The organism is Desulforudis sp. DRI-14, assembly GCF_052618305.1.
Window position 1 is genome coordinate 1 of the sequence record NZ_JBQXEZ010000010.1, and the last position, 24857, is coordinate 24857.

25 protein-coding genes are annotated in these 24857 nt (G+C 56.8%); 23 read left to right on the forward strand and 2 right to left on the reverse strand.

Annotated features, from left to right (window positions below):
- The first annotated feature begins 476 nt into the window (after positions 1 to 476).
- Both ACUM6F_RS07305 and ACUM6F_RS07310 read left to right on the forward strand, forming a co-directional pair.
- Positions 477 to 689: a hypothetical protein gene (locus ACUM6F_RS07305; protein WP_445348835.1), complete on the forward strand. Its 213-nt coding sequence runs from the start codon at positions 477 to 479 to the stop codon at positions 687 to 689.
- A gap of 11 nt (positions 690 to 700) precedes the next feature.
- Positions 701 to 1330 carry a hypothetical protein gene (locus tag ACUM6F_RS07310; protein ID WP_445348836.1) on the forward strand — a complete coding sequence of 210 codons (630 nt, stop codon included), beginning with the start codon at positions 701 to 703 and terminating at the stop codon, positions 1328 to 1330.
- 39 nt (positions 1331 to 1369) lie between these two features.
- On the opposite strand, the gene ACUM6F_RS07315 is transcribed toward ACUM6F_RS07310, so the two are convergent.
- Entirely contained in the window at positions 1370 to 1597 is a 228-nt protein-coding gene (locus tag ACUM6F_RS07315) for a hypothetical protein (RefSeq protein ID WP_425619903.1), read from the reverse strand.
- Between the two features lie 428 nt (positions 1598 to 2025).
- Between ACUM6F_RS07315 and ACUM6F_RS07320 the strand changes: the two genes are divergently transcribed.
- From ACUM6F_RS07320 to ACUM6F_RS07420, 21 genes are all read left to right on the forward strand, one after another.
- Positions 2026 to 2217: a helix-turn-helix domain-containing protein gene (locus ACUM6F_RS07320; protein ID WP_445348837.1), complete on the forward strand. Its 192-nt coding sequence runs from the start codon at positions 2026 to 2028 to the stop codon at positions 2215 to 2217.
- Positions 2218 to 2331: 114 nt separating this feature from the next.
- Complete coding sequence (locus tag ACUM6F_RS07325; protein WP_445348882.1) at positions 2332 to 2685, forward strand: DDE-type integrase/transposase/recombinase; 354 nt, start codon at positions 2332 to 2334, stop codon at positions 2683 to 2685.
- 90 nt (positions 2686 to 2775) lie between these two features.
- Complete coding sequence (gene istB / locus ACUM6F_RS07330; RefSeq protein WP_445348838.1) at positions 2776 to 3561, forward strand: IS21-like element helper ATPase IstB; 786 nt, start codon at positions 2776 to 2778, stop codon at positions 3559 to 3561.
- Between the two features lie 442 nt (positions 3562 to 4003).
- Positions 4004 to 4270 carry an aminotransferase class IV gene (locus ACUM6F_RS07335; RefSeq protein WP_445348883.1) on the forward strand — a complete coding sequence of 89 codons (267 nt, stop codon included), beginning with the start codon at positions 4004 to 4006 and terminating at the stop codon, positions 4268 to 4270.
- Positions 4271 to 4642: 372 nt separating this feature from the next.
- Positions 4643 to 5128, forward strand: coding sequence for an NADH-quinone oxidoreductase subunit NuoE family protein (locus ACUM6F_RS07340; RefSeq protein ID WP_445348839.1), 486 nt, complete (start codon positions 4643 to 4645; stop codon positions 5126 to 5128).
- A gap of 10 nt (positions 5129 to 5138) precedes the next feature.
- Positions 5139 to 7016: an NADH-ubiquinone oxidoreductase-F iron-sulfur binding region domain-containing protein gene (locus ACUM6F_RS07345; RefSeq protein WP_445348884.1), complete on the forward strand. Its 1878-nt coding sequence runs from the start codon at positions 5139 to 5141 to the stop codon at positions 7014 to 7016.
- Positions 6982 to 9432 carry a molybdopterin-dependent oxidoreductase gene (locus tag ACUM6F_RS07350; protein ID WP_445348840.1) on the forward strand — a complete coding sequence of 817 codons (2451 nt, stop codon included), beginning with the start codon at positions 6982 to 6984 and terminating at the stop codon, positions 9430 to 9432. Before ACUM6F_RS07345 ends, ACUM6F_RS07350 begins: the two co-directional genes overlap by 35 nt.
- Before the next feature lie 17 nt (positions 9433 to 9449).
- Positions 9450 to 11384 carry an anaerobic carbon-monoxide dehydrogenase catalytic subunit gene (gene cooS / locus ACUM6F_RS07355; protein ID WP_445348841.1) on the forward strand — a complete coding sequence of 645 codons (1935 nt, stop codon included), beginning with the start codon at positions 9450 to 9452 and terminating at the stop codon, positions 11382 to 11384.
- 124 nt (positions 11385 to 11508) lie between these two features.
- Entirely contained in the window at positions 11509 to 12384 is an 876-nt protein-coding gene (folD, locus tag ACUM6F_RS07360; RefSeq protein WP_425619896.1) for a bifunctional methylenetetrahydrofolate dehydrogenase/methenyltetrahydrofolate cyclohydrolase FolD, read from the forward strand.
- 172 nt (positions 12385 to 12556) lie between these two features.
- Positions 12557 to 14743: an acetyl-CoA decarbonylase/synthase complex subunit alpha/beta gene (gene acsB / locus ACUM6F_RS07365; RefSeq protein WP_445348842.1), complete on the forward strand. Its 2187-nt coding sequence runs from the start codon at positions 12557 to 12559 to the stop codon at positions 14741 to 14743.
- 20 nt (positions 14744 to 14763) lie between these two features.
- Positions 14764 to 16107, forward strand: a complete 1344-nt coding sequence (gene acsC / locus ACUM6F_RS07370; protein WP_445348843.1) for an acetyl-CoA decarbonylase/synthase complex subunit gamma — start codon at positions 14764 to 14766, stop codon at positions 16105 to 16107.
- A 158-nt stretch (positions 16108 to 16265) separates the two neighbouring features.
- Positions 16266 to 17108 (forward strand): ATP-binding protein, encoded by an 843-nt coding sequence (locus tag ACUM6F_RS07375; protein WP_445348844.1) that lies wholly within the window; start codon positions 16266 to 16268, stop codon positions 17106 to 17108.
- Positions 17057 to 18013, forward strand: coding sequence for an acetyl-CoA decarbonylase/synthase complex subunit delta (locus ACUM6F_RS07380; RefSeq protein WP_445348845.1), 957 nt, complete (start codon positions 17057 to 17059; stop codon positions 18011 to 18013). The genes ACUM6F_RS07375 and ACUM6F_RS07380 overlap by 52 nt, the downstream gene beginning before the upstream one ends.
- The gene (locus tag ACUM6F_RS07385) at positions 18010 to 18822 is read left to right on the forward strand and encodes a dihydropteroate synthase (RefSeq protein ID WP_445348846.1); all 813 of its coding nucleotides are present in this window, start codon (positions 18010 to 18012) and stop codon (positions 18820 to 18822) included. The genes ACUM6F_RS07380 and ACUM6F_RS07385 overlap by 4 nt, the downstream gene beginning before the upstream one ends.
- A 13-nt stretch (positions 18823 to 18835) precedes the next feature.
- A complete protein-coding gene (locus tag ACUM6F_RS07390) occupies positions 18836 to 19267 on the forward strand; it encodes a hydrogenase iron-sulfur subunit (protein WP_445348847.1) in 432 nt (143 codons plus the stop codon).
- Positions 19264 to 19956 carry a methylenetetrahydrofolate reductase C-terminal domain-containing protein gene (locus ACUM6F_RS07395; protein WP_445348848.1) on the forward strand — a complete coding sequence of 231 codons (693 nt, stop codon included), beginning with the start codon at positions 19264 to 19266 and terminating at the stop codon, positions 19954 to 19956. Before ACUM6F_RS07390 ends, ACUM6F_RS07395 begins: the two co-directional genes overlap by 4 nt.
- The gene (locus ACUM6F_RS07400) at positions 19929 to 20879 is read left to right on the forward strand and encodes a methylenetetrahydrofolate reductase (RefSeq protein ID WP_445348849.1); all 951 of its coding nucleotides are present in this window, start codon (positions 19929 to 19931) and stop codon (positions 20877 to 20879) included. The genes ACUM6F_RS07395 and ACUM6F_RS07400 overlap by 28 nt, the downstream gene beginning before the upstream one ends.
- Before the next feature lie 31 nt (positions 20880 to 20910).
- The gene (locus ACUM6F_RS07405) at positions 20911 to 22587 is read left to right on the forward strand and encodes a formate--tetrahydrofolate ligase (RefSeq protein WP_445348850.1); all 1677 of its coding nucleotides are present in this window, start codon (positions 20911 to 20913) and stop codon (positions 22585 to 22587) included.
- Positions 22588 to 22642: 55 nt separating this feature from the next.
- Positions 22643 to 23413, forward strand: coding sequence for a LytR/AlgR family response regulator transcription factor (locus tag ACUM6F_RS07410; protein WP_445348851.1), 771 nt, complete (start codon positions 22643 to 22645; stop codon positions 23411 to 23413).
- Positions 23414 to 23418: 5 nt separating this feature from the next.
- Complete coding sequence (locus ACUM6F_RS07415; RefSeq protein ID WP_445348852.1) at positions 23419 to 24000, forward strand: ATP-binding protein; 582 nt, start codon at positions 23419 to 23421, stop codon at positions 23998 to 24000.
- A 6-nt stretch (positions 24001 to 24006) separates the two neighbouring features.
- Positions 24007 to 24306, forward strand: coding sequence for a heavy metal-binding domain-containing protein (locus tag ACUM6F_RS07420; RefSeq protein WP_445348853.1), 300 nt, complete (start codon positions 24007 to 24009; stop codon positions 24304 to 24306).
- A gap of 85 nt (positions 24307 to 24391) precedes the next feature.
- On the opposite strand, the gene ACUM6F_RS07425 is transcribed toward ACUM6F_RS07420, so the two are convergent.
- Entirely contained in the window at positions 24392 to 24829 is a 438-nt protein-coding gene (locus ACUM6F_RS07425; protein ID WP_425619883.1) for a 4Fe-4S dicluster domain-containing protein, read from the reverse strand.
- Positions 24830 to 24857 lie beyond the last annotated feature (28 nt).

Here is a 24857-nt window from a genome sequence, read left to right on the forward strand (position 1 = left end):
CGCCTTGTACATATGAACCAAGGTTCACAATTTGTCCCTTTGAACGAGAACAGAAGGTTTCGCGGGTTTTTTGCTATACAACCAAAAGCCGTTTTCATGTGCCATGTGTTAAAGGGATAACGCGCTTGCAGTACCGCTCGGCGAATGACGCGGAACATAGATTATTAGAACTGTCACAAACGGGGTACTATGCAGGTTTATTAGGTAATTTTACCTTTACCATGATCTGCTGGAGGAGGTTTTAAGCGTAGCGATACGTGGCAGTCCTTTTGATACTCTTACTGTTCACCTCTTTGAGCCCGTTAGCTCTTGCCTGAAGAGCGTGAACCATGTTGTCCCAATAATATCAACTAAAGCAAGAAACGAAAGCGAGCTTGAAAGCCTTGAGAAAACCCGCCTTTTGCTTATTAGCGCTTGCTGTAATCTTTGTGTTGCCGGCCTGCTCGCATCGGCCCGGCGTATCAGGCCGGTCTGAAGTGACCGGACGTTTTGACCGGGCGGAAAAGTTCGGACAGTTTGTCGACGGGGTTAAGGAGACAACCAGGTTGGATAAAAAGATACCGGTCGGGGATTTTACGGTTTACCTTAGGGGACTTGTAAAAGAGGGGGACGGGACCTGGACATTGGACTACAGTGGCCTGGATTCCGCAGGCAACAAGGTGGATGCCGCCATCGACGCGGGCTTATAGCGGGCATATATATGAAGACCGACAATTACCGCATGCCGCTGACTTGTTTCAGTCGGTTCAAGGATCCGGCCAAAGGCGACCGGTGTCTGGTGATGCGCTACCACTGGCTGCCCGGCGACCAAGACGCGGAGAGCCGTATACAGGGGTCGGCAATTAAGATCACCAGGCTGGGCATCAGGCAGGAGGACGCTGCGGTAGACGTAAACCTGGGTAGCCCTAAGAAGGCGGCGGAGGACCGGGATGAAACGCGGATAATGGCTGCCGTCAACGAATATTACGATACTTTTGGAACAGCTCTTATCAAAGGCGACATTACGATCTTTGAGAGAAAGTACGGCTACCTTCAGCCGACGGGTGAAAGGGACGACGGAGTCAACGACTGGCGGCGGCAGTTTAACGTGTGGATGCCGCTGGGAGTGAAAGATTACAGCGTTTCCTTCAACGAACCCATCGTAACTGTCTCCGGAAATACAGCCACTGCGGGTTTGGATGGGCTTGAAAGGATACTGCGGAACGGCGGCGAGTCCGCCGGGGGCTTCGGCACCGTGATCCACCTGGAAAAGTCACGAGGCCAATGGAAGATTACCATGGTTGACGAGTTTACCGAAACGGAAATGTACTCGGAAATGGAGGTCAACTGATGTTTTGCCGGCACCGGTAAAAATAGATCCTGCCCGTGCCTATCGGGTGCGGGAAAGGCCTTCGGGTTCGGGCGGCAGCTCCAGGTGCTCCTCGCTGCAGACCCTTTGGCCTATCGACGGCAGGCCTGCAGGTTTCGGGGTCAGCTCCAGGCCCTCTTGCTCGCTGCAGCCGCCTTTGCCCTCGGGGGAAAGGCCTTCGGAGACCTCCATTCCCACCTGTGCTGCATCGGAGACGGGAGCTATGGTCTTGCGCCTGTTTTTCGCCAAAGTAAACACCTCTTTCTCCAGAAAAACCTGACGGCATCCCTGCCGGCTTTACTTTGAAACACCAGGGTCTGACGTTATAATGCCTTTTTTTGAGCCACTTTACCCGCAAGGCCGTCAGGCGATCTGGCTGATGGTGCCTGGCTGATTGGCTGATGGTGCCAGGCACTGAAGTTATTAAGTTTTCCTCGGATTGACAAGAAGCCCCTTGCCGCGGGGCTTTTTCTTATGCTCTCTGCGGGGTAAGACAGCAAAACTTTCAAGCTAACCGCCAAGGGCGCCAAGGGTGCCAAGAACGCGATGTTAGCGGCAAGTATAAAATCCGCATAAATGGTCACGAAAAGTCGTCCACCTGCAAATGGCAGTACAGGTAAAACAAGGCCCACTCCCAATTGGTGCTCTGGCAGACACAACTAAACCGGAGCAAGGGAGTGAGCCAAGACTTGACGGAGGTGGCGACCATCGTGGACATCGTGCAGTTAAGAGAACAGGGCCTTTCCAAGCGAGCAGTGGCCAAAAGGTTGGGGATCAGCCGCGATACGGTCAGCAAGTACTGGGACTGTGTACAACTGAAACCCGGGCAATTATGGCCCGCGGCCACAGTTGATGGACCCTTACCGTGATTATATCACGGGCCGGCTGCAAGCGTATCCCGAGCTTTCAGCGCACCGGCTTTACAAGGAAATCCGGTCTCAGGGCTTTCAGGGCTCCGAGCGCACCGTACGCCGCCATGTAGCATCAATGCGACCGCAGCGGTTGCGCGAGTACAAGCCTTTGAAACTCTTCCCGGAGAGCAGGCCCAGGTTGATTGGGGTCATTTCGGGACCATTATCGTAGAAGGAACCCGGTACAAGCTCTACGCCTTTGTCTTCACCCTGTGCTGGAGCCGCGTCAGTTATGTGGAGTACGTCATCCGGACCGACACGGCCAGTTTTCTCTCCTGTCTGCACCGGGCGATGGCTTACATTGGTGGTGTTCCTCGGGAGATCGTCTTCGACAACGCTAAGGTTGTGGTCTCTGAACGAGTAGGCAAGATAGTGCGTTTCAACAAAGCGCATCCTGGAACGTCAGGAAGCCAAAGCTCTGCCTGACTTACCCCGGACCGAGGCCCTTTCTACCAACCTGGACGTGCAGGTCGAGAAGCGGGACCTCACTTACTATCAGGTGCAGGAGGTGGCCCAATGATTCGGACCATTGGGACGGCTGATCCTGCAGTTCTGGAACAAAACCTTAAGCGGCTCAAGCTCCGGCATGTGCGTGACACCCTCAACACCATTAACGAGGTTGCTCTTCAAGAGGAGCCTTCATACTTAGACTTCCTGGCCTATCTGGTTCAGGAGGAAATCGCTGGCCGGGAAGCTACTCAGCGGCAGCGCCGCATGAAAGCGGCCCGACTCCCGGCTTGGCGTACCCGGGATGAATTCGACTTCTCCTTCCAGACCTCGGTGAGCCAGCAGACGGTCCGTGATCTGGCTGCGTTGGAGTTCATCAGGAAACGGGAGAATCTAATCCTGCTGGGTCCGCCGGGAGTCGGTAAATCACATCTCGCGATCGCTCTGGGCATCGAGGCCGTGAACGCCGGGTACCACACCCTGTTCACGACAATGGATGAGTTGGCCACCAAGATGTACGCCAGCCTAGCCGACGGCAGCCTTGCCCAGTACATGCGGGGCATCCTACGTAACGAACTGATTATCCTGGATGAAGTGGGTTACCTGACCCTGGACAAGACGGCCTCAGACCATCTCTTCCAGCTAATCAGCAGGGCCTATGAAAACGTGGCACTGATTATTACCAGCAATCTGGACTTCAGCGAATGGGGAACTTTGTTTGCCAGCCCCAGCACAGCTGCAGCGCTGCTGGATCGTCTGCTACACCACGCGCACGTGATTACTCTGCGCGGTGACAGCTACCGGGTACGCAACCGTATGGTGACGCCCAAACTCACTCTAGCAAAGGAGGGATAAGGACAGCTTCCAGAATCTAGTTGACGACTTTTGGTGACCGAAAATGACGATTTTCTAGTGGCCAAAAGTGCAGGTTTTTATGTGGCCATTGACACTTTGAAACACTGGCCGCCAAGAACGGGCGGATACTCTTTGCGAGGGAGACATCTTGCCAGGCTCCGGGCGGGGGCCGGCCATCGGGCATCAACCTGGACCGTGATGACCGCTGCCTGCAAGGATACCTGGAAACCTCCAAGCAGGCCAACGGTATCAAGGACAGCTCGCTGCGGCTCACGGTTACGGCCGGGCCGGCGAGCGGGGAAACGTGCACCATTGTAACCCTGGGGCCGCCCCTTTATACCGACGGGGACTATAGGCGGGGTTTTCGCATCGGCGTTGTCGGAATACGGCGCAACCGTCATTCACCGTCAGTCAGGCTGAAGACCCTCAACTACCTGGACCAATACCCTTTCCAGGCAGGAGGACCAGCAGCGGTTGGGACGAAGGGGTGCTTTTGAATACCGAGGGATTGGTCGCTAAGTGTTCGGCCAGCAACATTTTTATCGTGCGGCAGGAACGATTGTTTACCCCGCACGTCGATCGCGATCTGCTGCCGGGTATTGTTCGGGCTGAAGTCCTTGCGCTGGCCCGGCGCCTGGGACTGGACGCATCTGAAGCCGCCCTGGGAGTCGATCTCTTTGTAAGGTGCCGAGGAAATCTTTCTTACTAATTCGGTTTTGGGCTGATACCTGTCAGTTGTTTTAACGATCAGCCGGTGGGCCTTTCCTTTCCCGGGCCGCTTACCGGAAAGCTGGCGGATGCTTATAGACAAATAGTATCAGCGGTAAGTAAAAGGTGAACACCCCACATTTAAAGTTCAAGAAGTAGTTAGGGCGTTTAATCGGTATCGCTTTGACAATAAGCGGCGGTCAAGCAGCAAAACGGTAGTTCCACACGTCATAAGAAGCGCCACACACTTCTACCAAGGCTGTTGGCCGGTTTTTTATTGTCCGGGATAGGGTATACGGCTTACCATAACTACCACAACTTCAACTTCTAACGATTGGATGTTCGGTGTCGGTAAAACAAGGGGGAAGCCAAATTGGGCAGCGCACACAACGCTTCGCTTGATGAACAGACTCGGTCAATTCTCGTTCCCCACATCGGACGGCAGGGTACCCTTGTGGATGCCCTTCACGATGTGCAGCAGGCTTTCGGTTATCTGCCCGAGCAGGCGCTGCGCGTATTAGCGGACGAGCTGAAGGTATCGCTGGCCCAGGTCTGGGGCGTTGCTTCCTTCTATGACCGGTTTTACTCAGAACCCCGGGGCAGAAACGTTGTGCGTGTTTGCACCGGAACGGCGTGCCAGGTTCGGGGCAGCCAGTCTGTGTTGCAGCGGCTGGAAAAGGCTATGGGTCTTAAGAACGGTGAGACGACCGCCGACCGGGCCTTTACCCTGGAGACCGTGAACTGCGTGGGCTGCTGCGGGCTTGCGCCGGTGGTCGTCGTTAACAACGAAGTGGTTCCAAACCGTGATGTGGAGCGGGTTATTAGAGACCTGTCCAGGGAGAGCGGAGACGATGAGTAGACTGGCGAGTATGGCCGATCTGGCCGCGTTGCGCGCTCGTCTGGCGGCCGAACGCCAGCCCAGCCGGAAGACAGTTAAGGTATGCACCGGTTCCGCCTGCCGTTCGGCTGGTTCGCTTAAGGTAGCGGAAGCGCTGTCGCGGGAACTCGCGCGGGCGGAACTCCCGGCAGCCGTGCGACATACCGGCTGCCAGGGCTTTTGTCAACTCGGCCCGCTGGTGACTGTCCAACCGGGAGGAACCCTTTATGGGCACGTTACGCCTTTTGATGTCCCGAAAATCGTGGACCTTACTCTAAAACGCGGCCAGTTTATCAGTCACCTAGCCTGCCGGCATCCCGAAACCGGGCAGCCGGTCCGGTTCGCCGACGACCTGCCGTTTTACAGCGGTCAAACCCGGTTGGTGCTGCGCTATTGTGGCATGATTAACCCGATGCGGATAGAGGACTACATTGAAGTAGGGGGCTACAGCGCGTTGGCCCGGGTGCTGCAAGAGATGTCGCCTGAAGATGTCATCGCCAGCGTCAAACTGTCCGGGCTGCGCGGGCGCGGCGGCGCCGGCTTCCCGACGGGGCGGAAATGGGAAGGGGCACGCAAGGCCAAGGGTGAGCGCAAGTTTGTTATCTGCAACGGCGACGAAGGCGACCCCGGCGCCTTCATGGATCGCGCCCTGCTGGAAGGGGATCCGCATGCCATATTGGAAGGGATGATCATCTGCGCATATGCGGTGGGCAACTGCCGTGAAGGTTTCGTATACGTGCGTGAGGAGTATCCTTTGGCAGTTCAGACCGTCGGTATAGCAATCGAACAGGCTCGCGCAATAGGGTTGCTCGGCAAGAATATCCTGGGCAGCGGTCTGGATTTCGATATTGAGATCCGGCGCGGTGCCGGGGCCTTCGTGTGCGGGGAATCGACAGCGTTGATGTTTTCTATTGAAGGAAAACGCGGCATGCCCCGTGTTACCCCGCCCCGCTCCGTCGAGTCAGGATTATGGGGGTGCCCTACCTGCTTAAACAACGTGGAGACTTTTGCCAACATCCCCTTAATCATAAACCAGGGCGCTGACTGGTACGCGACACACGGCACTAGTGGGTCCAAGGGTACCAAAGTCTTCGCCCTTTCAGGCAATGTGAGGTATGCCGGCCTGATCGAGGTGTCGATGGGGATTAGTACCCGTCAAGTGGTATTTGACATCGGCGGTGGGATCCAAGGGGGAAAACGGTTCAAGGCGGCTCAGATCGGTGGTCCCGGTGGCGGTTGTGTACCGGAGGAGCACCTCGACCTGCCGATCGATTTCGAATCATTAGATTCCATCGGATCGGCCATGGGCTCGGGCGCTTTGATAGTAGTGGATGAGACTACCTGCATGGTGGATTTCGCCCGCTACTTCTTGCAGTTTACTCAGCAGGAATCGTGCGGAAAATGTCCGCCGTGTCGCATCGGAACCTACCAGATGCTGCGCATCCTAGAACGCATAGTGGAAGGAAAGGGGGATAAAGGGGACCTTGAAAGGCTTGAAGATCTGGGCCGTCTCATCAGCCAGATATCTCTCTGCGGGCTGGGCAAGTCGGCTCCCCGGCCCGTGCTCTCCACGCTCCGATTCTTCCGGGACGAGTACAAGTCCCACATTTATGAAAAGCGCTGTCCGACAGGGAGCTGCTCAGCGTTGAAACGTCTCGTAATCGGGCCTGACTGTGTCCAATGTGGCCTCTGCATGGAAGTGTGCCCACAGCACGCTGTTATCGAGAAACAGGACGGCTTCGCCATTGACCCCGTGGTCTGCATCAACTGCGCGGCGTGCGTAACGGACTGCCCGATGGAATGCATCCTGGAAGATACCGGGGAGGAAAGAACCCATGAAAGAAACAGGACCGTTTGCCCTGACCATTGACGGGCGGGAAACTACGGTAGCACCGGGAACAACGATCATCGAGGCTGCAGCCGGCCTGGGGATCGACATCCCCCATCTTTGTTACTGCCCGGGATTGAAAAGCACGGGGTCCTGCCGTCTTTGTATCGTCGAGATTGAGGGGCTGCGCAGCCCGGTTGTCGCCTGCAAGCGGGAGGCCACCCCAGGGATTGTCGTGCATACGGACAGCCCGACCATCCGGGAGGCGCGCCGTTTTGTGGTGGAACTCCTGCTGTCACGGCATCCGCGGGAATGCCTTACTTGCGACAAAAACGGCGTGTGTCAGTTGCAAAGGTATGCCTATGAATTGGGAGCGCAGGCCGACCGTTTTCCTGTTGAACTTCCCAACCATCCTGTTGACGACCATAATCCGTTTATTTTCCGCGACCCCAATTACTGTGTCTTGTGCGGCCGCTGCATCCGAATCTGCTATCTCCAGGGTGCCGGTATCATTGATTTTATCAACCGTGGCTTGAAGACGAAAGTCGGGACGCCGTGGGACCGCCCGCTGGATCAATCAGGCTGCGACTTTTGCGGGAGTTGCGTTGAAGTCTGTCCTACGGCGGCCTTAATCGAGCGACAGCGGCGCGGCCGGGGCAGGGAATGGGAATTGCGCCGTTCCGTGTCCGTCTGCGGCCACTGCGGCGCGGCCTGCGCCGTGAACTTTCACCTGAAGGGCGGCGAGATCGTCAAGGTCGGCGCTCCCCAGCAGGTAGACTACTTATGCGGGCGCGGCAGGTTCGGATGGGCGCATCTTTCTCATCCGGAGCGGCTGACTGCACCGCTGGTAAAGAAGAACGGAACATTGGTAGCCGTCAATTGGGCTGAGGCCCTGGACGCTGCAGCCAACGGACTTAGGGCGGTACGGGAACAATGGGGACCCGATTCCGTCGCCGGGATCATCGGTACCGGCGTGTCCAATGAAGTTGCCCATGCGTTTCAGAGTCTCATGCGCATAGGATTACGCACCAATAACCTTGGTATTTCCCCTGGTCTCAAGGGGCCGGCGGATGTGTTGCACGACTTGGACACGGTTTATGGCGGAAAGAGGGCTACTCTGGAAGACATTGCAAGCGCCGATGTGTTGCTCGTTATCGGGGATACGGTCCGGCGATCACCTGTAGTATGGGCAAAAGTCAAGCGGGCGCTCGCTAACGGTGCAAACCTTATTTATGTCGGTTTTTACAACGGGCGGCTGGCAAAAACGGCCTCTGTATGGCTGCGCTCTCGTCCTGAAGCAACGGAAGCGGTACTGCATCAGATGGCAGCTATGCTTTTGCGGCTGGATGAGAGCGGGAGGCTTCCCGGACGGCGTCTCGAAGGTTTCAGCGACTATAAAACAGCTCTTCAAAGGGCTTTCTCAATGACTATTTCTGATGGTGAGGGGCTGGAGGCAAAAGATCTGGCCGCAGCCTGTGCTGCCTTTGGCGACTTAAGCCGCAAAGCAGTGGTAATTTTTGCCGCCGACGGAGTAAGCCGCGGTACGGCCGCTGCAGCTGTTAACCTTGCGCTTCTCACCGGAAGAACCGAACGAGCAATCTATCCCGTAGTTTCGGGAGCCAACGCAACCGGGATACTAACCTTGCTGAAAATCGGTAAAACGTCTACTGAAGCCGCCATGAACGCAGTTAAGATGCTTACAGGTACCAACGTGCGGGGTCTGTACATACTTGCGGAAGACCCCCTGTCTTTCTTTCCTGACCCGGAACGGTGGCGGGGTTTGATAAACGAGCTGGAGTTTCTCGTGGTTCAAGATATGTTCTTGACCCCGACTGCAGCACTCGCTGACGTGGTCCTGCCCGCTTCCAGCCACGTGGAAGAGGATGGCAGTTTCATTAACGCGGCGGGTCACCCGGTACGCTTTGATCAGGCAGTGCCACCTGTGGGGATGGGCAATCTGAATACGCTGGCGCAAATCGCTGCTCGCCTGGGGTCCCAGGCGCTTGGCGGCGAAGCACACGGTCCGACAGCAGAAATCGAACGCCTCGTGTCCGGTCGTGCGGTACCGGGCACTTCCAAGCCGGCATTGTTTCTGCCGTCTGTTAGCAATTTCACCAAGGGGAATACTCCTGGAATATCGCTTGTAGGGTATGCCTCCCGCTTTTATCCCGTCCACGATACCAGGCTGCGTTTCAGCGGCTTCGCCCGATTGGAACCGTATGGCGGGGACTGCATTGCCTTATCGCCAATAGATGCAGGAGCGCTGGGGATTGCGGAAGGAGCGGATGTTGTGGTTCAGTCGCCTTACAGCAAGGCTTCTGCCAGGGTGAAGATCGACAATGGATTGTTACCTGGCGTGGCGCTGGTTTCTCCGGACGCCCCGGTAGCATTAGCTATACTTGGCGGTTCGTGGCCCCTGGGTCCGGTGCCGATCCAGTTAACCGTTGCAAGGACTTAAGGAAGGGGATGAAAACGGTGAAAAGGGACCACCAGCTTACCGATTGCCAGGCGAGCCGGCAAATGATTGCTAAGGCATCCCGTGACGGTACCGTTACCATGTTTGATCGGGTCCGGGGACGTAAGGTTTGTTCATTTGGCTCGGGCGGCACTTGCTGCCGGGTCTGCTTTATGGGCCCCTGTCACGTTAAGGAAGAAGGCCCCGGGGCCGACACAGGCATCTGTGGGGCTACTCCTGCTACCATCGCGGCACGGAACTTCGGCCGGATGATTGCCGCCGGAACGGCTGCTCACAGTGACCATGCCCGGGAGATCGTGTTGACATTTCTTAAAATGCTCAACGGTGAAGCGGCCAGCTATACCATACGCGATCCCGTAAAACTCCGAGAACTTGCGGAAGTTCTTGGTATTTCCTCGAATGGTGATGCCAAAGAACTGGCACGCAGGGTAGCGGAATCTCTGCTTGCTGAATTCGGCAAGCAGGAAGGGGAATTGATTTTTCCAAGCCGGGCTCCTGCTAAACGGCAGGAGATCTGGCGCCGTCTCGGGGTTGTCCCCCGCGGCATCGACCGGGAGGTCGTGGAGATGCTCCATCGTACCAGCGTGGGCGTAGATCAGGATTTTGAGCACTTAATGCTTCAGGGAATGAGGGTAGCGCTGGCCGATGGCTGGGGCGGCTCGATGATCGCCACTGAACTGCAGGACATCCTTTTTGGGACGCCTTACCCTGTGCTCGGAAAGGTTAACCTGGGTGTCTTACGGGAGGATCACGTCAATATCGTGGTTCATGGGCATGAGCCGCTGCTGCCCATGGTTGTCGTGGACATGGCCCGGGATGAAGAGCTCCTGGCCAGGGCGCGAAGTGTCGGAGCAAAGGGCATCAATATCGCCGGTATTTGTTGCACCGCTAATGAACTCTTGCTCCGCAACGGCATTCCTGTGGCGGGAAGCATCCTTCAGCAGGAACTGGCTATCGTCACTGGCGCCGTTGACCTCATGATGGTCGACGTGCAGTGTGTCATGCAGGGTTTAGCTAATGTCGCGGCGTGTTACCATACGGAGCTGGTTACCACTTCGCCGCGAGCGCGCATCCAGGGAGTCACCCACGTGGAGTTTCACCCCGAGCACGCTGAGAAAACGGCGCGGGAACTCATTCTCAGGGCTGTTGACAACTACCCGCGGCGCGGCGTTGTGGAGATCCCGCACGAAGAGATAGATGTGATGGCGGGATTCTCTCATGAGTCCATTCGTTATATGCTTGGCGGGAGATTCCGCGCTGGCTACGGTCCACTCAACGAGAACATCATCAATGGCCGTATCCGGGGGATCGCCGCCGTGGTGGGCTGTTCCAACCCGCGGGTACGTTATGGAGACCTGCATACCACCCTGGTGAGGGAGCTGATCGCCAATAACGTGCTGGTGTTGACCAGCGGTTGCGCGGCTATCAACTGCGCCAAGGAAGGACTGCTGGTGCCCGAGGCCTCGGACCTGGCAGGTTCGGGGTTACGAGAGGTTTGCGAGGCGGTAGGTATGCCGCCGGTACTGCACTGCGGTTCCTGCGTTGATAACAGCCGCCTGTTGGTAGCGGCTACTGAAATAGTGCGCCAGGGCGGGCTTGGCGACGACTTGGCTGACCTGCCTGTTGTCGGGTGTGCTCCTGAGTGGATGAGCGAAAAGGCGTTGGCCATCGGCCAGTACTTTGTCACCAGCGGCGTTCCCGTCGGCTTTGGTGTCGTGTTCCCGACCCTCGGCAGCGAAGAGTTTTCCAGTTTCCTTTTTGAAGGTATAAGTGCGCTTACCGGGGGCAAGTGGTTTTTCGAACCTGATCCAAGATTGATGGCGCGCCGGGTGGTTGAGTACATCGATGCAAAACGGCGGGCACTGGGGATCGAGCAAGCAAGGGAAAGAGTTTTGTTTGATATGGAGATGCGGCGGCAGATCGCAACCGGCTAGCCGGTCAAACCACTGGTATACAGGGAACTCCGCTACGCCGCCGTCCGCGTTGACTGGCGGTGTTTTCTTAAATTCGTTTATGGAAGAAATGGGAGCTAATAGTCCCATAGCGAGGAGGAGCAAAATGGCGGCGCGTATTTTAGACGGGAAGGCGATAGCGGCTCAAATACGGTCGGAACTGGTACGGGAAGCGGGGTCTTTTGCCTCGCAATGGGGCTCGCCGCCGGGTTTGGCGGTGGTGCTGGTCGGGGACAATCCGGCGTCGCAGGCATACGTACGTAACAAGGAGCACGCCTGCCAAGAGGTTGGCATCCGGTCGACGGTGCACCGCCTGCCTGCTGACACCCAAATGGATGACCTGCTTCAGCTTCTGGACCGGCTTAACGAGGACAGAGGTATCCACGGTGTTCTTGTACAGCTGCCCCTTCCGGATCACCTGGATGCCAAAGCGGTAACGCAGGCCATTAGACCGGAAAAGGACGTAGACGGTTTTCATTCCCTGAACGTAGGGAAACTGCAGATCGGTGAGCCTTGCTTGGCGCCGTGCACGCCATCCGGGGTTATCACCATCCTCGAGCGGTCCGGCATTCACATCGCCGGAAGTCATGCCGTTGTGATCGGCCGCAGCAACATCGTCGGCAAGCCTACAGCCATGTTACTGTTGCAGCGCCACGCTACCGTAACTATTTGTCATTCCCGTACCCCAGACCTTGCATCCGTAACCCGGCAAGCGGACATTCTGGTGGTAGCCATTGGCCGGCCGGGGATGATTACCGGAAAGATGGTTAAAGAGGGGGCGGTAGTGGTGGATGTGGGAATTAACCGTGTGGATGGACGTCTGGTGGGAGATGTCGACTGGGATAGCGTTGCCCCGCGGGTTTCAGCCATCACTCCTGTCCCCGGTGGAGTCGGCCCGATGACCGTAACCATGCTTTTGGCCAACACCATTCTCGCGGCGAAATTGCAGGTATCCGCATCGGCCGGTATATTGGCGACCTAAACGGCAGCCGGGCGTAGGCGGGATGGTTTTTGCTCCCCCCAATGGGCGTAACTGTATTTCAGCTTGTGGGACCGGCGATTAACGGCTAAGTTATTGGTCTTTATATGCATTAAGGGTATGCTCACACCAATAATTGTTACCTTCTAGCAATTTATCTACCATCGAAAGGGGGATGAACTTGTCCAGGATAATTGCCACGGCAGCTATTCGGGGGGCACACAGTATCGTACGTCGGGCAGAAGAAAAGCTGAAAAGCGCCATGGAGATCCTGGGTGCGACTCACCCCGTGGAACTGCCCAATACCGGGTACTATCTTCCGGTCATCTATGGCATTACCGGGCGGAAGGTGACCCGCCTTTCCGATATGGAGCCGATCCTGGCCCTGGCGAACGAACTTCTTCCTCCATTGCCGGCGGAGACCCGTTGGACCCCTTACCTTGGTCCTGTTCTTGATGCCGGGATGGCCACACTGTTTGCGGAGGAAATCATTGAGGCCCTTAGGTATGCAACCGGGCCTTCCCCGGCCGGGGGCATCTGGCTGGGGGCAGCCGACGACGTAATCCTGAGGGAGCGCGGGATTGAGTTCGTGGACGGACGGGCGCCGGGGTTTGCCGCCGTGGTGGGGTCCGCTCCGGATACTCCTACAGCGGTAAAACTGGCCCGCGAAATGCAGCAGAAGAACCTTTACGTTTTTATGGCAGGGCAAGCCAACGGGACCAGTTTTGCAGAGCAGCTGGCTGCTGCCGACGTTCAACTCGGTTGGCCGACACGCCTGGTTCCCTTCGGCGAGGAAGTTTACGCGCACATTTACTCCCTCGGATTCGCCACGCGGGTGGCCCTGTCCTTTGGCGGCGTAACGCCGGGCGACTACCGCCGGGTGCTTCTTTACAACAAGAACCGCGTCTTTGCCTTTGTGTTGGCCCTAGGCCCGGTGACCGATGAATGGTATGCCACTGCGGCGGGTGCACTGAATTTTGGGTTTCCGGTTATTGCCGATACTGACATCCCGGAGATCCTGCCTTACGGCATCTGCACCTATGAGCATGTAGTGGCCCGTGTCCCGCACGAGCAGATTGTAGCCCGGGCGGTGGAGGTACGGGGACTCAAGGTGCCGGCAGCCGATGTAGAAGTGCCCGTGGCTTTTGGGCCGGCTTTTGAGGGCGAGATCATTCGCCGGAATGCTACCTTTGTTGAGATCGGCGCCGGCCGATCTACGGCTTTTGAACTGCTTGTGACACGGCCGATGGGCGAAGTGGAGGACGATCGAGTGCGGGTGATTGGACCCGATCTTGATCAGCTGAATGAGGGCGATACGCTCCCCCTGGGGCTGGTCATTGAAGTGGCCGGGCGAAAGATGAAAGAGGAGTTCGAACCGGTTCTCGAGAGACGTCTGCATTATTTCGTCAACTACCTGGAGGGCGTAGTGCACATCGGGCAACGTGACATAGTAAGGATCCGGGTGTCCAAGAAGGCGTTTGCCGCCGGCCTGCGCCTGCACCATATCGGGGCGGTGGTAGTCAACAGGGTCAAGGCCGAGTTCGGCTCGCTCGTCGACAAAGTGCAAGTCACGCTCTACACGGACCCTGAGGATGCGCTGGCAGAGCAGGAAAAAGCCCGGGCCGTCTACCGGCGTCGCGATGAGCGCCTCGGTTCGCTAACCGATGAGGCGGTCGACGTCTTTTACACCTGCAGTCTTTGTCAATCCTTCGCTCCGTCCCATATCTGCATAGTAACGCCTGAGCGTTTGGGGCTCTGCGGGGCGGTGAACTGGCTCGACGCCCGGGCGTCCTATGAACTCAAGCAAGCCGGGCCCAACCAGCCTGTCGTAATTGGAACGTGCATCGACGAGGTCCGGGGGCAGTACACCGGTGTCAACGCAGCAATGCAGCGTTTTACCCAGGGTAAGATCACGTCCTTGAGCCTTTATTCGATGATGGAGGACCCGATGACCTCGTGCGGGTGCTTTGAAGCAATCGCCGCCGTTCTGCCGGAGGCCAACGGGATCTTTATCGTTAACCGCGAGTACGCGGGGGATACGCCCCTCGGGATGCGGTTTTCCACCTTGGCCGGAATGGTTGGAGGCGGAGAGCAGACTCCCGGTTTTATGGGACTGGCAAGGGCATATATCTTGAGCCGCAGGTTCATTCAGGCCGATGGCGGCTTGGCACGGGTGGTTTGGATGCCGCACCAGCTTAAAGAGTACCTGAAAACGGGCCTCATCCGCCGGGGGGCAGAAATCGGCGTTCCCGATCTGATTGATCGCATCGCCGATGAAACGGTGGGCACTGCAGTGGATGGTATTCTGTCCTTCCTGGAAAAGACTGAACATCCCGCCTTAAGTATGGAACCAATTATGTAGACGCTAAGGAGGTGCGCACGGTGGCGTTGACCGGACTCCAAATTTTTAAACTACTACCGAAAACAAACTGCCGAGAATGCGGGTTTGCAACGTGTATGGCCTTTGCGATGGCTCTCGCGGCTGGCAAGGTTTCCCTGGATGCCTGCCCGCACGCATCGGATGATGCCCGTGCGACTCTGGGCGCAGCGGCTGAGCCTCCGGTTCGCTTGGTGGCGGTTGGCCAAGGGGAGTATGCCGTCGAACTGGGAGGCGAAGTTGTTCTCTTCCGCCATGAGAAGACTTTTTACCATCCGACGGCGCTGGCTATCGAGGTGCGGGATGATTTGCCCGAGGCCGAATTGAAGGAACGGTTGAGCCGCATTCAGACCCTTTCATTCGAGCGGGTGGGGATCACTATGCGCGTTAACTTGGTTGCAGTTCGCCATGCCCATTCGGATCCAGCGTTTTTCATCAAAACGGTTGAACTGGTCCAGGCGCACAGCCCGCTGCCGATAGCGTTGGTTACTCAGGATCCTGCAGTGATACGCGCAGCACTTGCGATTGCAGGTTCCAGGCGCCCTCTTCTCTGGGGGGCGACCGAAACGAACTGGCAGGAGATGACGGCTCTGGCCAAGGAGTATGGCTGTCCGCTGGTCGTGGCGGCAGGGGATTTGGCGGGTCTGGCCTCGCTCACCGAGCAAGTGACCAGCAGCGGCCATAAAGATATTGTATTGCACGTCCCCGCGGCAGGCGCAGGAGATGCCTTGCGCACGGCAACAGCGATAAGACGGATGGCCATTAAAAAACGGTTTCGCCCTTTTGGTTTTCCCATTCTTGCCTCGTTTGGCGATGGCCGGGACGCATACCTGGTCGCCCTGGCGGCCGCAACCTGCATCGCCAAGTACGCGAGCCTGGTTGTCCTGGATACTGTTGATCCGGCAGTCGTCCTGCCGTTATTGACTCTCCGCCAGGACATCTATACCGATCCGCAAAAGCCGATCCAGGTTCAGGCAACCTGCTACTCTATCGGCAATCCGGGCCCCAATGCCCCGGTCCTAGTAACCACAAACTTTTCACTTACCTATTTCTCTGTGGTTAACGAGATTGAAGCGAGCAGGGTGGGCACCTACCTTGTAACGGTCGACACTGACGGCACTTCTGTGCTTACTGCATGGGCCTCGGGCAAGTTTGGCCCGGAACAGATAGCCGAGGCGATGGAAAGGACGGGTGTTGGGGAAAAAGTTAAACACAGGCAGGTAGTCATTCCGGGCTATGTGGCCATGTTAAGCGGACGCTTAGAAGAGCTTTCAGGCTGGAATGTGCGGGTGGGTCCGCGCGAGGCCGCGGCGCTGCCGGGCTTTCTGCGATCCTATGTTACAAACTGAACGGTGTTTTTTATTAGTTTGAAATTTCAGAATTGACTTAATAATGGATGGAAACTTTCAGAAAGTCCATATCAGCATTAGCTAAGCTAAGAAGATAGCACCGTGTCAGAGGGGTTATTAACGGGCCGCAGGCTAAATTTTGGAGGGAGCGTGATGAGGTGGGATTTAAAATCGCGGTAGCGGGCAAAGGTGGATCAGGCAAGACGACGGTTGCTACGCTCGTCATTCGTTACCTCATCTGTCGCGGCCTGGGGCCGGTCCTGGCAGTAGATGCCGATCCGAACGCCAACCTTGGTGAAGCACTGGGGATAGCTCCATGTGCGGACCTAATGGAAACCCTGCGTGAAATCACCGATTCGTCTCTGGGATCGGGAGGGGTTGATAAGGTTTCCTACCTGGACTCTCGCTTACGGGAGGCATTGATGGATGCCGACAGCGGCGAAGTAGACCTTATCGCCATGGGGCGCCCTGAAGGTCCCGGCTGCTACTGTTATGCCAATGCTGTGCTGCGCGGGGTCATGGGAAAGCTGGACAGGAATTATAACTACACCGTTTTGGATAATGAGGCCGGTCTTGAACACTTGAGCCGCCGAACCACCGATCTTGTTGACCTGCTTATTGTTGTAAGCGATAACAGCGTACGGGGGGTGCGTTCCGCCCGCCGGGTGGTGCAAGTGGCCGCGGAACTCGGGCTGCAAGTCAAGCGCCAATGCCTCCTTGTGTGTAAGGCCCAGGGCAAACTCAGTGCGGCCTTACGCCAGGAAATCGCCGCCACCAGCCTTGACTATGCCGGGGTATTGCCGTATGACGCTCTCGTTGCCGAGTATGACGCAGGCGGCAAACCGCTCTTTAATATTCCCGCAAATGCACCGGTGGTTCGCATGTTCGAACCTGTAATGGATGAATTACTTCAGCTAAGCACGGATTTACAGAAGGAGGGGGAACCGCCGTGTCCTTTGAGCTTTACCGCGAAAGTTTTCCATTTAGGATCAGTGAGGTAGAAATTGGCGCCAGCGCTTCAGGCAACGGGCAGCAGCGGTCCCTTCGGGTGGGCGGTGCATCCACCTTGCCGTTTTTAAGCTTTGATGGGGCGCCTGGGCATCTTCCGGTGGTAGGCATGGAGGTATGGGATGTAGTCCCGGAACCCTGGCCCGCACCTTTAGAAAACGTTCTCGGTCCGGTAGCAAGCGATCCGGTAGGCTGGGCACGTCACTGCATCGAGGAGTGGGGAGCGGAATTCATTTGCCTGCGGCTGCGCGGCGCTGACCCCGAACTCGGCGACGCTTCTCCAGAAGCCTGTGCCACACTGGCACGGGATGTCCTGGATGCGACAGGCGTACCGCTCGTTGTGTTCGGGTGCGGCAACGACGCCAAGGACAATGTTGTAATGCAGAAGGTCAGCGAAAGCTGCGCAGGCCGGCGGTGCCTGATCGGACCCGTCACCAGCGACAACTACCGTACAATCGCTGCAGCCGCCATGGTCAACGGACATCTGGTTGTTGCCCAGAGTCCGGTAGACGTCAACATGCAAAAACAAATCTGCGTTTTGCTCAATGATTTGGGAGTACCGCAAACACAGATTGTTATGGATCCAACCACCGGGGGCCTGGGTTACGGCCTCGAATACACCTATTCCGTGATGGAACGGGTACGCCTGGCAGCGCTCCAGGGAGAATCAAGCCTTGCGTCACCAATGATTGTCTTTTGCGGTTTTGAAGCTTGGCGGGCCAAAGAGGCTAAGACCGGGCCGGCCGACGGAGTTGTGCAGGGTGCGCTTTGGGAGGCACTGACGGCCGGAACCCTTCTCCAAGCCGGGGCGGATATGCTGGTAATGCTTCACCCTGAAGCAACCCGTGCGGTAAGGGAGCACATTAAGGCATTAGCAGGGGGAGAGATAGCTATATGATTTTGATCGGGGAACGCATCAACGGGCTTTTCCGCGACGTGGCCCAGGCTATTCAGACGAAGAATCCCGAACCGATTCAGCGGCTTGCTCTAGCCCAGACCGAAGCTGGTGCGGCCTACCTTGATATAAACACCGGACCGGCGGTAGCTGACCCGGCGGCTGTAATGCCCTGGTTGGTAAAAACAGTGGAAGAGGTCGTAGATACCCCCCTGTGCATAGATGCGGCCAAGCTTCCGGCGATCGAGGCCGGGCTCAAGGCGGTAACCAAGAGTCGTCCTATTATCAATTCAACAATAGCCGAGCGCGAACAGCTCGAAAAATACTTTGCCATGGCCAAGGACTACGGGGCGTACCTGATCGCCCTGACCATGAACCGGCGAGGCGTGTCAAGAGACGCGGCCGACCGCCTGGCGATGGCGATGGAAATTGTCGTAACGGCTGACGAACTGGGTTTTCCCATACAGGATCTCTTTATCGATCCACTGGTGCTTCCCGTCAACGTTTGTCAGGAAAACATCGTCGAAGTGCTCGAGACCTTACGGCAGGTACGTACTCTGGCTGATCCGCCCCCGCGGACGGTGGTCGGATTAAGCAACGTCTCGCAAGGTTGTCCTCACCGCTCACTGCTTAACCGGACTTTTGCAAGCATGGCCATGGCCGCCGGGCTTGACGCTGCCATTGCCGACGTGCTCGACGGGGAGCTGAGGGAAACGGTGGCCGCCGGGCGCGTCCTCCTTAATAAAGAGATATACAGCGACGCCTTTCTCGGGAGTACGAGCAGGACTTCCTCTAAGCAAACCTTAAGGTGAGGGGGTTGACGAGATGAGTTTTGAGCCAAAGATTCTCGCCTTTTGCTGTCACCACTGCGCCTACGGCGCGGCGGACCTGAGCGGCGCACTCCGCCTTCAGTACCCGGTTAATGTCCAGATTATCAGGGTGCCTTGTTCGGGCCGCATCAGCGAAGAGCACGTCTTGAACGCCTTCGTCAATGGTGCGGATGGGGTTTGCGTAGCCGGCTGCCTTAAGGGCAACTGCCATTACCAGACCGGAAACCTGCGCGTGGAAAAAAGGGTCGACATTCTGAAAAACCGCTTGTCGGACATCGGTATCGAGTCCGAACGGCTGCACATGTTTCACGTTTCGGCGGCCATGGGGGCACCGTTTGCCCGCTTTATAGAGGAACTGGTGGAGACCATCCGTGGTCTTGGCCCGACATTCGGCGGTCAGGAGCGGGGAGGGAGGGGAACAGCTTGATTCTCGCACGTCCTAAGACCGTATCGTCAATCCTGCCCCTGGTTTGGGGAATGAAGTCGCTGGTGGTGGCAGGGTGCCAGGAGTGTGTGACGGTATGTCAGGCGGGGGGCAGAAAAGAGGTTTCTTGTGTGGCGCAGCTTCTTGAGATCGCCGGGAAGAAGAGGGGCTTTCTGTTTACGATCGCTCAGGTTACCGTTTTCAGGCAGTGTGACAACGAGTACCTCGCGCCGCTGGATGCTTTACTTAAAAAGGCGGATGCGTGTATCTCCCTGGGTTGCGGGGTTGGCGTGCAATTTATCGCGGAAAGACACCCGGCGGTGATGGTCATTCCCGGGGTTGACACCGTCGGCGGAGGGGGTACGGTGATGCCCGGGGTATGGGAGGAACGCTGCGCCATGTGCGGAGAGTGTATCCTCGCGGAGACCGCTGCGATTTGCCCCATGACCCGTTGTGCCAAGGGGCTCTTGAACGGCCCGTGCGGCGGGTCGGTCGACGGCAGGTGTGAAGCCGGCACTGACCTGCCCTGCGCTTGGGAGATGATTTACCAGCGGCTGAGGAAACAGGGGCGTCTCGAAAGCCTGACGAGGATAAGACTACCGAAGAACTGGGCGCATTCCGGTTCGGGAGCGATGCGCAAGGTCATTAGGGAGGAAGTAATGCCATGTCTATCGGTCCAGCCGCTAAAGTGATTGAGGCCCGTACCGGGAGCAGGCTGGAGAAGGTCCTCAGGGCGGGTCACTTTGCGGTGACTGCCGAGATCGGGCCGCCCAAGGGTGCCGACGGGCGCAGGATCCAAGATCTAGCTTTTTTGCTCAGGGATTGTTCCGACGCGCAGAATCTAACCGACAACCAGACGGCGGTCGTGCGTCTTTGCAGCCTTGCGGCCGCGGTACATGTTTTACACAGCGGTGGAGAACCGGTGCTGCAGATGACCACGCGTGACCGCAACAGGATTGCCTTGCAGTCCGACCTCCTCGGAGCGGCAAGCCTCGGCGTTCGCAACGTGCTGTGCCTCAGCGGTGACCACCAGCGCTTTGGCAACCACCCGGAGGCTAAAGGTGTCTTTGATCTGGATTCCGTGCAGTTGACCGCGACGGTGAGACGAATGCGAGAAGAACGGCTGTTCATGTGCGGCGAAGAAATAAAGGTTCCCCCGCGGGTTTTCGTGGGGGCCGTGGAAAACCCCTTCGCCGGTCCTGTTGAGCTTCGGGTGCTCCGCCTGGGCAAAAAGGTTATGGCTGGCGCGGAATTCATCCAAACGCAGGTCGTTTATGACGTTGAAGGCTTTGCTCGTTGGATGGCGGCTGTACGCGCTGCGGGATGGCACAAGAAGACCTTCATCTTGGCCGGGGTTACCCCGCCAAGGTCGGCCAGCGCTTTACGTTACATGAGCCGGATCCCAGGGATGAGAGTGCCGGAAGAATTGATCCGTCGTATGGAAAAGGCGTCCAACAAACCCCGGGAAGGCCAACGTATCGCTTTGGAGGTCATTGATCAGGTCCGCACCATAGCAGGAGTCAGCGGTATACACATTATGGCTATTAACTGGGAAGAAGCCGTACCGGAAATCGTTAGCATGGCAGGGCTTTATCCCCGGCCACGACCGAATTGACCCTAGTTTTTGCAGTCAGGGGGAAGAGAGCATGTTACCCGATATCGAAATTGCCCGCAACGCTAAGTTAAGGCCTATAGTGGATGTGGCTGCCGGTCTTGGTCTTAGCATGGACGACATCGAGCTATACGGCAAGTATAAGGCCAAGGTAAGTATGGATGTTTGCCGACGAGTGAAAAATTCCCCGCGCGGAAAGTTGATCTTTACAACGGCCATTACCCCAACGCCTGCCGGAGAGGGGAAGACGTGCACTGCGGTCGGTCTTACCCAGGCTCTGGGGCGTTTGGGCAAGAAGGTCATGCTTTGCCTTAGGGAACCGTCGCTGGGCCCCACCTTTGGCGTTAAGGGTGGAGCGGCCGGCGGGGGGTATTCGCAGGTCGTTCCCATGGAAGACATTAACCTGCATTTTACCGGTGATCTTCACGCCATCTCCGCAGCGCACAATCTTCTGGCGGCGGTGATAGACAACCACCTTTATAACGGCAACGAGCTGCAGATTGATTCGAGAAGGGTCGTCTGGCCGCGTGTAGTGGATATGAACGACCGCGCGTTAAGGAATATCGTGTGCGGTCTGGGCGGAAAAACTGATGGTGTGCCGCGGGAGGCCCGTTTTGACATTACCGTGGCCTCGGAAATCATGGCGTTGATGTGCCTGGCGGAAGGGTTGGATGATTTCAAGGAGCGCGTGGGCAGAATCCTGGTCGCCTATACCCAGAGCGGGACACCCGTGTTTGCAAGGGATCTGAAAGTGGCTGGGGCATTGACGGTCCTGATGAAGGACGCCTTGAAGCCCAACCTCGTGCAGACCATTGAAGGCCAGCCGGCTTTTGTTCACGGCGGTCCGTTTGCGAACATCGCGCACGGCAATAACTCTATCATCGCGACTCATACGGCGCTTGGGCTGGCGGACTATGTGGTCACTGAAGGGGGCTTCGGCTCCGATCTTGGCGCCGAGAAATTCTTTGATATTGTATGTCCCTATGCCGGTTTTAAACCTGACGTGGTAACCCTTGTGGCTACCGTCCGGGCCCTGAAGCTGCACGGCGGAGTGGCGCTGGCCGATGTCGGGCACCCCAATCCCGAAGCGGTCAGGTGCGGGCTGCCTAATCTTGATTGGCACGTGCACAATATCAAAAATAATTTCGGCCTGCCGGTGGTAGTAGCCATCAACAGATTCCCCACCGACGATCAGTCCGAGTTGGATCTTATCAAAAAGCATTGCGAGGAAGCGGGGGTTCCCGCAGCGGTTTCCGAAGTCGTTGCCCGCGGCGGGGCCGGGGGAGAAGAACTGGCGACAAAGGTACTGGAGATCCTTGAGCGCAATGAGGCTTCTTCCTACAAGCAACTCTACGATTGGGACCTGCCCATTCAACAGAAGATTGAAGCCGTTGCGCGCAAGGTCTACGGGGCCGACGGCGTCATCTACACCGATCTGGCAGAACGACAGATCGAGGACCTTGTCCGTCTCGGATTGGATCGTTTACCAATTTGCATCGCCAAAACGCAAAACTCGATTTCCGATAACCCCAGACTTTTGGGCCGACCCATGGGTTGGAATTTGACGGTGCGTGAATTGCGGCCCGCAACCGGGGCGGGGTTCCTGGTGGTATTGGCGGGGAAGATTATGACGATGCCTGGCCTGCCGAAAATTCCGGCGGCGGAAAAGGTCGATATTGACGCGCTTGGCAACGTAGTGGGGCTCTTTTAGAGGTCGCTTGTGATTCTTGTGATTTAGGATAAATTGAGGGAAGGAGGTGAGGGTGGTGCGGATAAGGGCGCTTATTGTTGATGACGAGTATCCTGCAAGAATGGAGCTGCGCTACCTGCTCTCTAAGCACGAGAGTATCGAAGTAATCGGTGAAGCGACCAACAGTATCGATGCCTGGCAATTGATTAGCGCGGTTGAGTACGACGTGGTGTTTCTTGATATTGAACTGCCGGGCATCAGCGGAATGGAACTGGCGGCCAGACTGAAGCAACTGCCTAACGCGCCACGGGTGGTGTTTGTTACGGCATTTCAAGAACACGCTTGCGAGGCGTTTGGCCTGAGGGCCATAGACTATCTTCTTAAGCCCATTAGCGAGGGGCGGCTGCGGGACACTATTGCCCGGATTCAAGAGGTGCTTGAAAACGAATCCTGCGCGTTGAAATGGTTAACCGGCGAGCGGAATGGGGTGGCGGTACCGGTTGCTGTTGAAGATATCATTTACGCTTATGCCGCTAACAACCGTACCTTTCTCCGCACCCGTACCGACAGGGTACGCGTAAGGTATACCCTGGAGCAGTTGGAACAACGCTTACCCAGCGACCTTTTCTTCCGCTCACACCGCGCATACCTGATCAACATTGATCAAATTAAGGAAATTCGGCCAGATGTTAACGGCGCTTACTCTTTAGTAATGAACGACGTTATTAACAGCGTGGTTTCTGTTAGCCGGGGCCGCGTTCAGAGCCTCAAGAAGCGTCTGGGGCTGAGGGGACGCCTTCGCACAAAAGGTAACGCATATTCACGCAAGAAACAAGTAGAGGTGTAGGTGACATGAGTACGGGATGTATCGTAACCGAATGTGCTGGACGCTTACGCAAATTAGCCGACGAACGTACGTGCGGTCAAGGTCGGCAGGTAATGCCCTTCTGCCTGCCCTGTACTCTGGCGCTGGAGCCGGTCGCGGATGTTGTTGAACGCATTGCCAAGGGCTGTGCGACCGAAGCCGAACAAGATTTCCTAAGGCAATCTTATACTCAGGTGCCGATGATTGCTCGCTGCCGCTTTGGTCGCAACACGTGGAATGGCGTAGCGAACTTGCTGGAAGAAGCTTGGGATGTCGTCAGTGAACATGTCAAAGGAAAGCATTGTCCGTCAGGGCTTTGTTGCACTCCGTCAACCTTCCGGATTGACCCGGATAAATGTGTAATGTGCGACCTTTGCGCTGAAGTCTGCCCGGAAGACGCCATTGTCGGGCGTCCCTTTGTTGAATACCGAACCGATAATAGCCCCTACAAGATACTCGTCCACAGGTGCACCGGTTGCGGCCAATGCGTTCCGGTGTGCCCGGAAACCGCGATTGTCAAGGTTGTCGAAAAGCGCATTGAACAAAACGACCGTGAGGACGTGGGGTAAAAAAATATGCTTTTAACGACAACGCCAGGTGTTCCTGGAAAAACACTTCAACTTCTGGGTATCGTGGGGGCGCAGGAGTATTGCCAACTGGATGCAACGGATGACCCCGCTGCTGATCCTATCCGGGTGCTGGAAAAAGGCAGGGAAAGTGTTTTGGAAATGTTGGCGGAAAAGGCCCGGGACCTGGGGGGAGACACCGCAGTAGGCATCAGCTTGAGCATCTGTTCCATGCATAACGGTAATTGCAACGGGATCCTTATCATGGCTACGGGAACCGCCGCGAAATTCCTTGGCCCGTGGCGATAGTCTTTCCTTAAGGTTGCGATGAACATAAACGGGGCTGTGGCTTTTAGCCACAGCCCCGTAATCTTAGTTGTGATGTCGGGAGGTTTTAGAAACATGCCAGGGACAAAGAACGTGCGGCTCTTAAACGCCTGCAGGCGGTACAATTGTTCAAAAAAGTATCCGGCACCAAGGTTGCCAGGTGGGCGATTTCAAGCGCCGAGGCGTAGTGGTGGCCGCAACACGAACATTTCTGCAGGGGGAAGCTGGTTTCCTTAACGGCCTTAAACGGCCTTAATTCATCTTCAGGGGGAGCGATGGTAATAGCTCCCGTGGGACAGTAACGGGTACACCGCCCGCACCCCATGCAGGCTTCAGGGACAAAACGCCAGATGACCCTGGCTTTCTCCAAATCCGGTCTCATAGCCAGAGCGCCTGCCCGGCATGCCGCAGCGCAGGCGCCGCAGGCGATACAGAGGGTTTGGCGGAAAACTGGCTGAGGCCGGGCCTGAAGACGGTTGACAACGGGGGAATTTCCTGCTGCCATTTGGGCATCCTCCTATCTTGCTTGTGGT